This is a genomic window from Teredinibacter haidensis (assembly GCF_014211975.1).
In the GTDB taxonomy this organism is placed as follows: domain Bacteria; phylum Pseudomonadota; class Gammaproteobacteria; order Pseudomonadales; family Cellvibrionaceae; genus Teredinibacter; species Teredinibacter haidensis.
Window position 1 is genome coordinate 75452 of the sequence record NZ_CP060084.1, and the last position, 15789, is coordinate 91240.

Annotated in this window: 9 protein-coding genes; 3 read left to right on the forward strand and 6 right to left on the reverse strand. The window is 48.4% G+C overall.

Features of this window, described 5'->3' with window-relative positions; translation table 11 throughout:
• Positions 1-58: 58 nt before the first annotated feature.
• The 3 genes from H5715_RS00325 to H5715_RS00335 all read right to left on the reverse strand — a co-directional run bounded on the left by H5715_RS00325 (position 59) and on the right by H5715_RS00335 (position 5785).
• Complete coding sequence (locus tag H5715_RS00325) at positions 59-304, reverse strand: hypothetical protein (protein ID WP_075188381.1); 246 nt, start codon at positions 302-304, stop codon at positions 59-61.
• A 571-nt stretch (positions 305-875) separates the two neighbouring features.
• Complete coding sequence (locus tag H5715_RS00330) at positions 876-3053, reverse strand: alpha-glucuronidase family glycosyl hydrolase (RefSeq protein WP_246434635.1); 2178 nt, start codon at positions 3051-3053, stop codon at positions 876-878.
• A gap of 74 nt (positions 3054-3127) precedes the next feature.
• Positions 3128-5785 carry a glycoside hydrolase family 3 C-terminal domain-containing protein gene (locus H5715_RS00335; protein ID WP_075188383.1) on the reverse strand — a complete coding sequence of 886 codons (2658 nt, stop codon included), beginning with the start codon at positions 5783-5785 and terminating at the stop codon, positions 3128-3130.
• A 265-nt stretch (positions 5786-6050) separates the two neighbouring features.
• Here H5715_RS00335 and H5715_RS00340 point away from each other — a divergent pair, with 265 nt between their 5' ends.
• Together H5715_RS00340 and H5715_RS00345 are read left to right on the forward strand one after the other, a co-directional pair.
• Positions 6051-7187, forward strand: coding sequence for a hypothetical protein (locus H5715_RS00340; RefSeq protein WP_075188384.1), 1137 nt, complete (start codon positions 6051-6053; stop codon positions 7185-7187).
• The gene (locus H5715_RS00345; protein WP_221892323.1) at positions 7187-7639 is read left to right on the forward strand and encodes a hypothetical protein; all 453 of its coding nucleotides are present in this window, start codon (positions 7187-7189) and stop codon (positions 7637-7639) included. Before H5715_RS00340 ends, H5715_RS00345 begins: the two co-directional genes overlap by 1 nt.
• A gap of 177 nt (positions 7640-7816) precedes the next feature.
• Here H5715_RS00345 and H5715_RS00350 read toward each other — a convergent pair whose 3' ends face one another.
• The 3 genes from H5715_RS00350 to H5715_RS00360 form a co-directional block, all read right to left on the reverse strand.
• Positions 7817-9898, reverse strand: a complete 2082-nt coding sequence (locus H5715_RS00350) for a putative bifunctional diguanylate cyclase/phosphodiesterase (RefSeq protein ID WP_075188385.1) — start codon at positions 9896-9898, stop codon at positions 7817-7819.
• Positions 9899-10100: 202 nt separating this feature from the next.
• Complete coding sequence (locus H5715_RS00355) at positions 10101-11402, reverse strand: L-lactate MFS transporter (protein WP_185906574.1); 1302 nt, start codon at positions 11400-11402, stop codon at positions 10101-10103.
• A 140-nt stretch (positions 11403-11542) separates the two neighbouring features.
• Positions 11543-13207, reverse strand: coding sequence for a methyl-accepting chemotaxis protein (locus H5715_RS00360; protein WP_075188387.1), 1665 nt, complete (start codon positions 13205-13207; stop codon positions 11543-11545).
• A 326-nt stretch (positions 13208-13533) separates the two neighbouring features.
• On the opposite strand from H5715_RS00360, the gene nadN reads away from it, so the two are divergent.
• A complete protein-coding gene (gene nadN / locus H5715_RS00365; protein ID WP_075188388.1) occupies positions 13534-15441 on the forward strand; it encodes an NAD nucleotidase in 1908 nt (635 codons plus the stop codon).
• The last annotated feature ends 348 nt before the right edge of the window (positions 15442-15789 follow it).

Sequence of the window (15789 nt, forward strand, 5' to 3'; positions counted from 1 at the left end):
ATTGCAGTGCATGACAGACAATCGTGTATGCCATGCCCGCGGATATGAGTTATTTCAATTAAAGCTTGTCTAGCTCCGCATCAAAATAGGTCGCGGCGGCGTCGGTAAAAGGATATTTAGTACGAATATATTTTAAGGTTGAAAGTTCTGTATCTGTCACCTTTACACCGTCCATAGCCGATTTGATCAGGTCTAAGGCCTCATCTTTTGCAATTTTTCCTTCGTTAACGCCGGTTGTGTGTTGCACTGCAAGGTCAATCAACTCTTTTTCGTATTTAACTCCATCGATAGTGACATAAGCCATGGTAGGAACTCCTTTTACTAGTGGATAAAAAGCGGGTTTTTCCGCCTAAATAGCTGCGTTATTTTGAACGCAGACGAATGAAAACTATTGCCAGTTCGCCAGTGCGTTAGCGAGAAAAAATGCCACACCAGATAAAAATATACTATATGAAGAGAGGACATCGAGGCGGTATTAACAACCCTAGCGAACATAAGAGTAACCGGGTGTTGTTGCCGTGGGGCTGTCCTAATTTTGTGAGCGAGTATAGCGCTAAAGGGCTGCATGATAAGAGGATGAAGCGCGCCAATATTTATGCGTTCGCGTGCGAATATTAAAATTGTTATAGCAAACGGGGGTTAATATAACGCAGGTTTCGGATTGCTAACGTTAGCAAATAGGCATGCTATCCCAGCGGTATGTAGCCGTAGCCAAAACACAGCGAGAATTTGGGGCAGGGGCAGGGGCAGGGGTAGTGTGAGCGAATGGGCGTTACGTATAAAACGGGCTCTGTCTGAGGTTGGCAGAGCCCGTTTTAGTGTGGACGTTTTTGCGAATTCCCGCCCAGAATTAAAAGGGCGGGAGCATCAGCCGGTTACCGTCCCTGTCCAGGGGCATGGGGGAAGCGCATCGCTTCGTATTCTTCAAGAGAACCTTCCGGTTTCTGCAGTCCTTCGGGAATGGGGCGTTGCGAGAATTGCTGGAAATAAAGCACACAGGCATTCCTCCACCGATAGGCTTCCTGCTGCTGAATCTGCAAAGCCATTAATACTTGGTTAAATTGTTGATCATCAATGGTACCTTCCAGTGTTTTCCAGCTCGTCAGCATTTTGCTTACATCCTCGGCTCCTTGATAGTACCGGTGAACAAGTTCATCCCAGAGAGTGCGGCCGGATTTTGTTTTGTAATCCCAGCTCAGATGGTGGAACCATAACAATAATTCTTCGGGGATGGTTTCCGGCGAGCTGTAGATATCGCGCACGGGGGAGTGATATTGCGCAACGGCATTTACGCCGCTGGGTGAGCGATCGAAACCAATGCCGTCTTTCGCCGCGCGATGATAGTACACCGAGGTCCAATCATCGCGGCCCAGATCTTTAACCCAGGGGCCGGGGCCATAGTGGTGACCCACGCCCATAATATGGTGCAAGCCGAGAGGGGTCATATAGTTTACGGTGATTTCTCGTGAAGCCATCATTAGGTCGCTTACGGTATCGACCACTTGTGGTTCATCGCTCAGAGTCATGTGAATCCATTCATCGGCAATGGTTTTTGCACCCAGCTCGTGATCCCAGGCCATGCGGCCGAATACATACCAGTTGGACTGCAGCATAATATGCCCTGTCCAGTTGCGATCACTACCAATATTGGCCACACCGGCCATGCCAGAAATACTGTTATTAAATAGCGAACCGTCAACCACCTTGCCGACGGTCGAGCCTTTGCCTTTGGCGTGGGTATCGGTTTTTAAGGCTTCCTCATACATCGTGCCCAAATAAACGAGATGCGTGCTAAAACCCAGGTATTCCATCGTAACTTGGAATTCCATCATCATTGGTGTTTTGGGTGTTGCACCGAAGAGTGGGCTGAAGGGCTCTCGCGGTTGAAAATCAATGGGGCCGTTTTTCACCTGTACTAAAACGTTCTCGCGGAACTTGCCATCCAGTGGTTTAAATTCGGAATAGGCTTGCTTGCTACGCTCTTCATTTTTTTCGTTGGCGTAAACAAACGCCCGCCACATCACAATGCCGCCGTGTGGTGCCAAGGCATCGGCCAGCATATTGGCGCCCTCGGCGTGAGTGCGGCCAAAATCACCAGGGCCCGGTTGGCCTTCGGAATTGGCTTTAACGAGGAAACCGCCAAAGTCGGGAATACGCTTATAAATTTCGTCGGCCTTTTCTTTCCACCACTGCTGTACCTCTTTATCCAGTGGATCGGAGGTTTTCATTCCGCCAATAAGCTGTGGCGAGCTGAATTTAACGGAGAGGTAAACCTTTAATCCATAGGGGCGGAAGATGGTGGCGAGCGCTTCGACTTTTTCCAAATAATGTGGGGTTAGAATTAAGGGGGCAGCATTAACATTATTGAGTACCGTACCGTTAATGCCGATAGAGGCATTGGCGCGGGCGTAGTCGTAGTAGCGCTGATATTTATAGTCTGGAAGCTTATGCCAGTCCCAGATGGATTCACCTGCATAGCCTCGTTCTACATGGCGATCAAGATTGTCCCAATGGTTCAGTACGCGAACGTCAATTTTTGGGGTTTCGGTAATGTTTAAATCGTCAATGGAACTTTGAGTTTGCAGTAAGCGCAAAAAGTGATAGGTGCCGTAGAGCGTACCTACGTCACTGTTCGCCGAAATTAAGGTGACATTTTTACCGTCGATTTTCTGTGAACGAATGCGATAACCTTCATCGCCTAAGCCTTTCAGTTCGTCGCGGTTTATAAAATCAAGTGAGTCGGGGGTGCCAATTACCAGCTGATTTTTTTTCAGATTATCGGAGAACTCTACGTTGTGGTTAAGCATGGAGCCCAGGGCATAACGTAATTCCTGGCGAATAATATTTGCGGTGTCGGATTCACCAGCAATATACGTGGAACCGATATGTTTTGAGTAGGCTTTCTGTAATTTTCTATCGGCAATAGCGTCGTATTTTAACCACAGCCGGTAACCATCTTCGTTATTAAAATAAAATTGGGCATTACTGGCTTGGCTGAATAACGAGAGAATAAACACTGCGAAAAGCAGCCTCGATACCTTAGGGATTTTCATTTTTGTACCTTTTGCTCGGTATTGTCATGCCCGCATGAGCGGGCGTTAATTATTTTTCTACTAAAAAATTTGTTTTATTGAATCAGAACTGTTTTTTGAACAATTGTCTCCCCAGAGGCAAAGCCCGGTTGGCCAGAGCCAAGGCTTAATTCCAGCTTGCCCTTATAGGGCTGAAAGTTACCGTCATTATCGACGTAGTGCAGTTTCTCTGCTTTGATCGTAAATGACAATTGCGTTGTTTCTCCGGCCGCAAGCTCGGTGCGTTTGAAGGCTTTTAGCTCGCGAATGGGGGTTTTTACGGGCGCGTCGGGCATGCTGATATACAGCTGTGTAACGTCTGCACCAGTTCGTTTTCCGGTATTGCTCAGCGTCGCGTTCAGGGTTAAATCGTTGCCACTGGTTAAGGTGTCTGGAGCGTTTAACGCACTGTAGCTAAAGCGTGTGTAACTTAAACCGTGGCCGAAGGGGTAAAGAGGCCTTCCTTCGAAGTAGCGGTAGGTACGGTTGGCAAAAGAATAATCTTTAAAATCGGGAAGATCGTTAACACTTTTGTAAAAGGTAATGGGCAGGCGTCCCGAGGGACTGTATTCGCCCCATAGCAAACGAGCCAGCGCCGTACCGGTTGCTTCACCAGGGTAGAAGGCCTGTACGATAGCATTCATGTTTTGTTCTTCCCAGTTTAGAGCAATGGCACTGCCACTGAAGTTCACCATGATTATGGGCTTGCCCAGCGCCTTCAGTACGTGTAACAGCGATGTTTGTTCTGCCGGTAGCTGCAGGTTAGTGCGGTCGCCAAAGTCAAAGCCATCTAGCTCTACACGCATTTCCTCGCCCTCGAGGTTGGCAGAGATACCGCCGGTAAAGATAATCACATCAGCTTTTTGGGCTGCGGCCACGGCGTCTGCGGTAAAGTCGGCGGAAGTATTTAGCCAGCTAAGTTGTATCGACGGCTCGATAGGGTTTCCCCAGGTTGTGCGTAGGAACGTACGGTGAACGCGCAGTGAATATTGCTCGCCGGCACTCAGCGTAACAGGCGCTTCAACCTTCTCGCCATTAAGGGCAACTTCAGCATGGGACTTGATGATATAGGTCCCCGATTTCTGCGGAACCAGAACGCCTTCCCAGACAACACCAAATTCACCTCGGACGCTATTGTCGACAGGGGAGCGCTGCCAGAAAAAATCAATAACAGGATCGATTCGGCTAATAACAGGCTCTCCAACTCGCGCGGCCTCCTGATCCATTAACCAGCTATTGGGTATTCTGCCTTTCTCCAGGTCAGCTTTGTAATAATTGGCTTTTAGCCCAGGCTGTAATTGATTGTTATCGTCGGTATGGAAAAGGCTTTCTGCTTCGATGATGGAGTAGTGGCCATATTGATCGGCGATTAATGCTGACCCCGGCGCATAGCTGACATTACCTTCACCGGCCAAAGCTTGAATTCCTGCTAGTGGAAGTACAGGCTTAATGGGGTCGCCGTGGTAGTTACCGACCAGCATTGAAGGGTTAGTGGCGTTGGGGCCGATAACGGCCACCTTGGTTCCGGCTTTTAGCGGCAGAATTCCGTCATTTTTCAATAGCACCAAGGATTCTTCCGCAGCTTTCTGGCTTAAGGCATAATGTTTATCTGAGCCAACCACGGACATGGGGATATCACTGTAGGGCACCATTTCGGCCGGGTCGAACATACCTAGCTTAAAGCGCGTTCTAAACAGGCGTTTTACGGCGGTGTCGATATCGTCCATGCTCACCATACCTTTTTGTAGGGCAAAATCGAGGTTGGCGAAAGTGCTCAGTCTTTCAGTGCCGCAGTTCAGGTCGGTACCACTTTTTAATGCCCAGGCTGCGGCAACTGCGGGTGCCATAACCAGATTGTGATCATTGGGGCCGTAAAAGTCGGCCAGAGCTCCGCAGTCCGAAACCACATGGCCGTCAAAGCCCCATTCCCCGCGCAAAATTTCTTTTAGCAGAGGGTCGCTGCCACAGGCTGGCATATCATTTACGCGGTTATAGGCGCACATCACCGATTCTACATTGGCCTCTTTAACCGCCGCCTCAAAAGCGGGCAGGTAGGTTTCGCGCAGGTCTTTGGGCGTGGCGATATAGTTATCTGAATGACGGGATTTTTCCGGCCCGCTGTGAACGGCAAAGTGCTTGGCCATAGCGGCGGATTTTAAATACTTGGGATCGTCACCCTGTAAGCCTTGAATAAACTGAATGGCCAACTGGCCGGTGAGGTAGGGATCTTCCCCATAGGTTTCCTGGCCTCGGCCCCAACGGGGGTCGCGGAAAATATTAACGTTTGGCGACCAGAAGGTAAGGCCTGTGTAGCGAAAGCGCAGATCATTTTCGGCAAAATAGTGGTGTTTTGCTCGAGCTTCGTCGGAAATGGCCGTCGCAACATCACCTAGTAACTCTTCGTCAAAGCTGGCGGCAAGCCCTATGGCTTGCGGGAAAACCGTTGCCTTTCCGGCGCGGGCAACCCCGTGCAGGGCCTCGTTCCACCAATCGTAGGCGGGTACGTCCAAGCGCTCAATGGCTGGGGCATCGTTGTAGAGTTGGCTAATTTTCTCAGACAGCGTCATACGAGAAACCAGATCGGTAACGCGCTCCTCTGTGGAGAGTGCTGTGTTTGAATAGCCTGGCTGTGGTTCAGACGAGGGGTTGGCTTCCTGTTTTGCACAGGAGGTAAGCAGTAGCAGCGATACTCCAAGAAGAGATAGTGATTTCATTTCTTATGGTCTCTTTGACTAAAAGTAATTTAATGATACGAAGCTAAGAGCAGTATGGCAAATACTAGAGAAGAAGGAGGTGAGCACGTGAGCATGTGAGACTCATTAACGGCTTATACCCTGCTAATCGGCCTTGATTCGCATTGGTTGTGTACTAACCTTATGGAGGGCATTTACCAATTGATTAATCCAGCCAGCGCGGACGTACTACTTGTTTCGATATAACCCCCTCTTTATCCTTTTTCTGCTTTTGTGTAGTTACAGCATGTCTGTGGCTGCAGAGAAGTTTGAACTTTCCGGCTATGCCCGGTTGATCGGCGGCCATCTGGATACCGCAGACGCAAATTTTAAGGGCTACAACGACAGCTTTAAAGCTTCTCCTGACAGTCTGGTGAGTGTACAGGGCGTATTTCAAGCGAATGAAAAGCTATCGCTAACCGCGCAGTTGATGGCGCGCTTAGATGAAGATCAGGACTCAGGCATTGAGTGGCTATATCTCACCTATCTCCCCCTCGAAAATGTCCAAATAAAAGCGGGCAAGTTACGCACACCCTTTTTTACCCTCAGTGACGTTACCGACGTCGGTTATGCCTATCCTTGGGTGAATCCTCCGCAGCAGGTTTATAACGCCTATTTGTTCGATACCTTCAACGGGCTGGATATAATTTACGGGTTTGGCACCGACAAATTTGATGCGGATATTGAAGTATATGCGGGCCGCTACGAGAACGGCAGTATTGAGCTGGCTGATGTAAAGACCAGCTACAAAGTAGACCGTGTCCAAGGCGTTATAGGCAACCTGCGTTACGGAAATCTTCAGCTCAGAGCCGCGCGCTATGGCGGCCGAGTTAATCTTGACTCTAGTGAACTGAGTGAATTTGCAAAAGTATTAGACTATTACCGATTTCCTGCGAGTGCCGACACTTTAGCAACGAAAGGTGATGTTGATGTCACGCAGGTTGGCTTGGTATATGACAACCTTAACTACTTTAGTCGCATGGAGTGGGTAGATATTCAAACGGAGCTGGAGATTGCGCCGGCCGTTGAGAGTTACTACGTAACGTTTGGATATTACCTTACCCCCTTTACCCTACATTTTACTTACGCTAACAGCGTGACTAGCAAAGGTAGGCCTGCGAATGATATTCCGATTGGCTTTGTTCCTGAATTAGATCAGCTTGCGAATGCTTACCTCGGTATTTTTGATAGGATTACTAGCGATAACCTTGATACCTATACACTGGGGGTGCGTTGGGACTTCAGACCTAATATGGCATTAAAGCTGGATTACAGTCGGCTTGAAGGCAAACCGGAAGATAATTCATTTTTCAATAAAATCAGTAGTGATGATTTCGATAGAAAAGCGAATTTGTATACGGTTGGATTGGAGTGGGTGTTCTAGTGAAAAAAAGAACTCGTGCCTATAACATCTTACTCTTAGCCATGGCCCTAGCGGCTACCAGCTTTCCCCATGTCCGTGGCTACGCCGATGAGAGCAGTGTGCCGACAGGTTTTGTTGTGGTGATTAATGCGGGCAATAAAAAGCCCGTTTTTTCCAAGCAGCAAATACGGCATATTTTTATGGGGGGGGCGCTTAGCCGGGTCTATACCGCTATAAATCTTCCCTCGGGTCATCCCTTGCGCGTGCAATTTAATACCAAGGTAATAGGGCTTACGGAGTCACGCATACAATCATACTGGGCACAAATGAAGTTTACCGGTCGAAGTGCCCCGCCCGAAGAAGTCGCCAATACGGCAGCCATTATGGAGCTGCTGTTACGAAGGGAAGGCACTGTAGCGTATATGCCAGATGATATAAGCCTGCCCGGAGAGCTTACGGTAATCTATCCTTAACGGTTCTCTGAACAAGTCCAAGCCGCGTCAGGTTTTTCTTGGCAATACCGGCAGCATGGTTGCCCGTAGAAAACGCTAAAACCTTCCGCGCCTCTCTTAGCCAAAACCCCAGCCAAAACGCCTGAAGAAGCCCGCAGAGCATAGTCTGTAGTGTTGTCCTTCCCGTTCAACGGTTCTCTAAAGGAGTTGTTGGAACTTTTGTTCGGCAAGTGTAATCGCGTTAGCCAGCTCATTAATGGGAGCAGGCCTAGCAAAATAATATCCTTGCATTTGTTGGCCGCCCTGTGAAATTAAAAACCTCGCTTGTTCCGGTGTTTCTACCCCTTCACTACACACTTTAAACTCCATTCGCATAGCGAGATCAAAAATGGTTTGCAGTACCGATTCGTCGCGGCTGGAGCTTTCGTATGAGCTAATAAATGAGCGGTCTATTTTTAAGGTATCAATTTCAATTTTGGTTAAATAGCTTAAAGAAGAGTAACCGGTTCCAAAGTCATCCAATGCAATGGATGCCCCCATCTGACGAACCGCTTTAAAAAAGTCATTGGCTTTATCGAAATCTACCAGATAGCTGGTTTCTGTAATTTCTAATTGTATTTGGCGAGCGCAAACAGAAAACTCGTTGAGTTTTTGGCTAAAGAAATTCAGAAACAGAGAGTCACGAAGATCGTAACTGGATACATTGAATGAAACCACAAAGGTATTATCGAAAATAGATTGCAGTTCTTGCATATCTCGAAGAACCTGCGTGGCAACCCATTCAGAAATGACCCTGATTTTTCCGCCCTGTTCGGCGATAGGTATAAACTCAGCGGGTGAGATTTTTCCAAGGTCTTTATTGTTCCAGCGCAGTAACGCTTCCAGTCCGTTGACCTTCCCTACGTTAGAGATTTTTATCTGATAGTGAAGTGTAAACTCGTTCAGAGCAACTGCGTGACTAAGTAGACTTGCAATTTTCTGTTTTCTGAGGTTTTCGTGCAAAAGTTTTTGATTGAAAACCGTATAACCGCCTTTTCCTTTGCCCTTGGATTCGTACATGGCTATATCGGCATTGCTGATAAAGGTGTTGATCTCGTAGTCGGACTCTTTAGCTTTGGCAATGCCGAGGCTAACACCGGTTTGTACTTCCCAGCCACGAATGTGGAAGGGCTTTTCTAGCTTTTCGATTATTCTTGTTGCGGTATGCTCCGCCAGCATAGGTCTATCCAGTTTTGGGATAAGCACCAGAAATTCGTCACCGCTCAGGCGAGCAAGAATATCGTCTTTCCCCAAACAGCTTTTTACCGCTTCACAGATACTGACTAGCAGCTGGTCGCCGGTTTCGTGGCCGAGCCTATCGTTTACCCCTTTAAATTCATCAACGTCAAAAAACAAAATAGCAAGATTTTCTTGTCTGGCTTTTCTTTTGGCCAGTTCAGTGCGAAGAAGATCCATAAAAAACATACGATTGGGGATGCCGGTTAAAGCGTCGTAGTTGGCCATATGCTGCATAGATGCTCGCTGCTGCTCCAGAGTTTCCGTTTGTTTTCTATTTAACTGAGTTTCTCTGTTAATTTTCCCAAGCAGCGTATTAATGTCATGGGTTAAGTTTGAAACTTCATCCAGCCCTTGCACCTGGTGTTTCATGCTGTAATCACCGCTACTTTCAACCCGTCGGGTAAAGTCAGAAAGCCGAATCAGAGGGGTGAGTAAACGGCTATTCATTCTGAATGATGCAAAAATGGCAGCTGCCAAAACAACAAATACCAGCGGGAAGGCTTGGAAAAATAATTTCGTTTTACTTTCGTTAAGCGGTTGTTCGTAATTTTTGGCTACCAGCAGATAAGCGACGGGAAAGTCTTTCTCTCCAACGGCGTTCAGGTATACCAACCCCTCCGCGGTTACCGATGTTCCAAAAGGAATTTGTTGCGGTTTTAGCTCGGTAATATTTTGATTCGGCACGAGCCTAGAGAAATAACTGGGGTGGACATATTGGTGGATCAGTTTCCATTGCGGATCGTAAACAATGGCAAATTTGATGTGTTCGTAGCGATCCATACTCAGCAGTGCGGCGGTAAGTGCGAAGGAATCCGTCTCTTCAGACATAATTCTCAGCAGTTCATCGCCAAGATTGGACGCCATGGCATCAAGGTTTTGCTCTACGGAATATCTATAAAGGTTTTCGTGTTCGCGAATAGATAGGAAAAATACGGAAGTAATACACAGGACAATGGTTATAACTGTAACCGTAATTAATTTGTCGCGAATACTTCGGAACATTTAGGTCTCTATGTGGATACTGGTTGTGTTGCTCTCGAGACGATAACGGTAGGTTATTTGTGATCTCTACCTATTGAGTATAAGTGAAAAAACCAATACTTCCATGTTGAAGTTGGTCGTAGGGAAAGGTGGGGGGCGTTCAGGATGGGCACAAAAAAGGGGGCATAAGCCCCCCTTTTTTATAACAGATTAAGTTACTGCTTTATGCTTGCTCGGGCATTGCTGCATCGGAATTTTCCGCTGCTGCATTTCGTTGCGTAGCCCGAACGATATAGGCTTTCATCATTAGCGATACCGTTAGAGCGACGATAAAGGCGCCGGCAAAGATGTACAGTGTGGTTTCATAGCTACCGGTCATTTCGCGCAATGCAGCATTCAGCTGTGGCCCTACAATGCCCGCTAATGCCCATGCGGTCAGTACGTAACCGTGAATAGCACCCAGTTCTTTAGTTCCGAACAAGTCACCGATAAAGGCAGGGAGAGTTGCGAATCCACCACCGTAACAAGTGAGAATGGTGTACAAAACGATCTGGAACAAAATCACACTAGTGATATTAGGTAAAGCCCAGAAGAGTACGATCTGCAGGATAAAGAAAGCCATATAGGTGTTGCCACGGCCCAGGAAGTCGGAGAACGACGCCCAGCCGATACGACCTAAGCCGTTGAACAGTGCCATTGCACCCACAACTGCTGCCGCTTCTGCTGCGGAAAGGCCAATACTTTCCTGTGCCAGTGGAGACGCAGAGTAGATAACACCGATACCACAGCTGATGTTGATAAACATCATGATCCACAGGCCGTAGAAAGGACCGGTTTTAACCGCTTCGTTCGCAGTCTGTTGGCTAAGATCGGCGGTAATTGTTTTCTTACCAGAGCTGATAGCTTCTTTCATACCATCTGGCATCCAACCCTGAGGGGGACGTTCCAGATAAGTGGCAGATGCGAGCATGACGGCGAGGTAGACGCCACCCATAATCATAAAGGCGGCGGGGATGCTAATGTTTTCGATAATGCTGTTAAAGCTAACACTGGCGATACTTGCACCAAAGCCGAAACCCATAATAGCGAGGCCAGTAGCGAGCCCACGACGGTCTGGGAACCACTTGACTAGCGTAGACACCGGAGTGATATAGCCGATACCGAGACCGATACCACCCAGAACACCGTAGCCGAGCCACAGCAGGTAAATGTTTGATACCCAAGTACCAATACCGGCCAGGATCATACCGCAACCGAAGAACATGGCTGCAAGCGTACCGGAAGCGCGTGGACCACGGCGTTCAACGAAATGGCCCATAATGGCGGCAGAAGTACCGAGAAAGAAAATGGCCAGACTGAATGTCATGGCGATAGCTGAGCTTTCGCCGAAAGTTTGGCCTGCCCAGGTGTTTTCCCAAGAGTAGGTGGATGCTAACGGCAGGTTGAATACACTCCAGGAGTATACCGACCCAATTGACACATGGATGCCTACACCCGAAAGCGCGATAAGCCAGCGGTTCTTCATTGCTATTACCCTATAGTAATTAAGTGGTTAGCCCCTGTTTGAAATTATTCAGAGGTTTATTTAATGCGACGGGTGCAACTTTACCTGTGTCGCGAGGAGTGGCCGTTGATAGAGGTCAATGGGGACGGTTTGGCTGCGAATTAAGCCCGTTCTGCCCTGTAACCAATTCTAAAGCCACCCCAGTGTTTTCCATTCACATAAATGGGGCTGGAAAGGTCGTGAATAACCTCGCCAGTATCCCGTTTATAGGTTTGCAGTATAAAGGGCAGAGTGTTGCTGCCACAACGAGATCCCGTACGATCATTAAACATTCGTTTAGTGCGGTTATTCGCGAGATCAGTTTCGTAGTCTCCGGTGAGAGGCTTTGAATAACACTTATTATGCGTGGGGAAATAGCCGTTATTATCGACCGCACCGGCAAAGAGCACGTAGTTCCATTGCAGTAACAGAGGCTCCTGAATAGCGGGTAAAACCGTATCCGTAAACTTATCAAAACGCGTGCTGTATTTGGTGGGATTTGTACCGCTGATCTGCTGATAATTTCGATCAAACAAATCGGATTGCGTTATTCGGCCTGTGCGAATCGCGTCTTCAAAAATATGCTCAATCTGGCGAGCCGTTGCTATCGCCGTTTGCTGTATTTGCCCGTGCCGTTTACCGAGCGTGAAGAGGCCAATAATACCAAGAATACGTTCCGCAATTTCCGAGAGGTTTTCGGCGTCTTTGGAGGCCATTGCCGCATCGGAGGACGACTGGTTTAGCTCCAAAGTAATATGCTCAATAGATTCAGAGACTTCCGTACTGGCGTGAACTTGCCCGGCAATCGCACTGGCAATCATATTCACGTGTTCTTTCGAAAGGTTGGCCTGCTCAGAGATTTGTTCAAGGGTTTCCCCTGTCTGCACAACGGACGTTACCAGCCCACGCATATGGTTTTCCAGCCCCTGCATAATGTTGGTAACTTTTTCAGACTGTAAGTGATTTTGCGAAAGCATCGCTTCAATCTCGCCGGTAGCGCTCGTCGTTTGGTTCGCCAGGTTGCGAACCTCGTCGGCGACTACCGAAAAACCGCGCCCATACTCCCCAGCCCTGGCGGCTTCGATGGCTGCATTTAACGCCAGCAAATTGGTTTGCTCGGCAATACCGTTGATCACGGCGGTAATGCTTTGTATATCCTGTGATTGTACCTGCAAGGCACATATAGCCTCGGAAACAGAAGAGACCGTGGCGCCAATTTGCGTAAATTCCTGGGTTAGAGCCAGAATCGATTGCGAGCCTACCAGACAAATGTCAGATGTCTTGTTTACCGACTCATCCGCAACAGCGGCACCTTCAGCAATAGAGGCTACCGTACTTGCCATACTTTCCGCGACAGAGCTAATTCTAGAGGCCTGGTTAGACTGCTCAGAAATGGAGGACTTTAACTTGCCGACGAAATTAGAAATTTCGGCCGCGCTAATCGCCTGCTGGTCGGCGTTGGCCACGAGTTTTTCTAGGTAAAGCACCATCTCTTTGTGATAGCGAAGCAGTAGATCTTCAACGGGGCTCGAAGCGCTTTTCTGCGGAAAGAGGTGAGCGAGTTCTTGCGTCCTACTCTTGCTAGAAAAAATAGTCTTAATAGTTTCCTGGGCCGTCTTTAAGCTTGCGTCATATGCCTGCTTGTTGTGAGCAGCGATAGCGAAGGCGCCAATGAAAAAACCAAGAGCAAGGCTCAAGGCGTAACCGGGGTAGCCAAATATTGCCACCAGAAACACTGGTATCAGTAAACCGCCGATAATGGCAAAAAACTTGGCAGATAAATTCATATTGCTGAACGATACATATTAAAAAGTCGTTTTTTAACCTTAGCTCAATTACGCCGGGATTTAGCACAATTTTCATTCGATATAGCTATAAATAATTTTGTAATTGGCCCTTAAATGAAGGGGCGAAAGCCGTTTATCGACGGTTAAAAAACCGCGTTATATACCACCCAATAGGCCTGCCGGGGAACGAATATTGACGCCATGTGGGCTAGTTCGCTCGGTCATCTTTGAAAATGAAATGTTAAGTTCACAAATAGTCAATAACAGTATCACTCCAGCGTCATTAAATAGCTGCGCGAATTTTACTAACTGGAGTGACCAACCCTATGAATACCACCACCTTTTCTCGCAGCGTCTTGCTAATGGCAGCGGCAACACTATTTTCCGCCTGCAGTGGCGATGATGATGACAGCAAGGCAATAGACCTAACCCTGCTGCATATGAACGACCATCACTCTCACCTCGAAGCCGAAACCTTCGATTTTGCCGTCGACACCATAGCATTAGAAACACGCACTGCCGCAGGCGAAGACGTAGCCGAAGTTGAAGTAAGCTTTGGCGGCTTTCCGATGATCACAACACTGTTTAAACAGCTTGAGGCCGATAACGACAACGTCATAAAAATTCATGCGGGCGACGCCGTAACCGGCACCCTCTACTACACCTTATTCGAAGGTGAAGCGGATGCAGCCATGATGAACGAAATCTGCTTCGATGTTTTTGCTCTGGGAAACCACGAATTTGACAGCGGCGATAATGGCCTCGCCAAATTTCTCGATCACCTAAACGACAACAACTGTGGCACCACAACCCTAGCCGCGAACGTTAGCCCTGCAAGCGGTTCGGCCATAGCAGACGGCTATATCGAACCCTACACAGTGATCAAGGTAGATGGAGAAAAAGTCGGCTTAATCGGAATCGATATTGCGGGTAAAACTAAAAATTCGTCCAACCCCGACGACGGCACAACCTTCGCCGACGAAACCGCAACATCACAACAGTTTATTGACGAGTTAAAAGCCGATGGCGTAAACAAAATTATTCTCGTCACGCACTACCAATACAGCAACGATCTAGAGCTAGCGGCCAACCTAAGTGGTGTCGACGTCATCGTAGGAGGCGACTCACACAGCCTGCTGGGCGACAGCACCTTTAGCGATCTGGGCTTCAACCCCGTGGGCGAATACCCCACCGTGGTCACCAACGCCGATGGCGACACCGTCTGTGTTGTACAAGCGTGGGAATACAGCCACCTAATGGGCAAACTGGACGTAAGTTTTGACAAAGAAGGAAAAGTAACCCACTGCGGCGGCTCCCCACTAATGCCCATTGCCCGAAGCTTTCAATACGAACACGGCGAAAACGACACCCGCGAGCTGAGCAGCATGGACACAGCCCTCGTTGAAGCCACCTTAACTGCACACCCAGAACTGATAGTAGTAGAAGAAGATCAAAATACAGCAACAGTATTAGCCGCGTACGAATCGCAAACCGAATCGCTAAAGGCAGCCGTAATCGGCACAGTCGAGTCCGACCTCTGTCTAGAGCGCTGGCCCGGGCAAGCCCGCTCCCTCCTGTGTGAAGCGGCAAACGAGCGCGTATATAAAATGGGTTCCGACATCAGCAACATCGTCGCAAAAGGATTCCTAATGGCAACACCCACCGCCGATATCGCCATACAAAATGGTGGCGGCGTACGTGTAGATGTCGCCGCAGGTGAATACACCATCGCCGATGCCTATACCCTGTTGCCGTTCAGCAACACCCTGGTAACACTCGAAATGACCGGCCAGCAAATAATCGAAGTACTGGAAGACGCACTCTCCAACACTCTCGACAACAACGGCTCGACAGGCTCATACCCCTACGCCAGCGGCCTGCGCTACAACGTAGACGCCTCGCAAGACAAAGGTGAACGCATCACAACAGTAGAAGTGAACTCGCGCGTACAAAACAGCTGGGCGCCGATAAACGTAAGCGCAACATACACCGTCGTAACCAACAACTTTATAGCCTCCGGTCAGGACGGCTATACCACCTTCGGCACAGTCTTCGATGCGGGTGACTACGTAGATACCTACACCGAATACGCACAAGGGTTTATCGACTACGTCAAAATGCTCAGTACCGAAAATGAAACACTAAACCTACTACCCAGCGACGAATACAGCACACAACACTACATCGCAACAGACGGTTGCGACCACAACACCACAGCAGGCTGTGGCTACTAAATAAATGCCTGAGCTTAAAACACCACCCCAGTGGTGAAATCGTAGGGCTAAGCTCGGCGGCCTGCTGAATCTAGTAGCCGCCGAGCCAACTACATTGCGAGTTAACCCCACAAACACCGCGTAAACCCACCCTTAGAGGCTTCGCGCCCGCAACCCAGCGAGCGCGTGTTTCTAGAGCCAAGCTCCGTCCCCCATCCCCGTTTGAAAAAATTGTGAGGCAGCAGCGGCCTGCAACGAAGAATTTTTGTGCCCGCAATGTAAACCCCACAACCCCAGAAATAAAAACAGCGCGTACAAACACCGCAAGCCCCTTAACAAACTCATTAACCAAAAAACCCCTATAGCGAG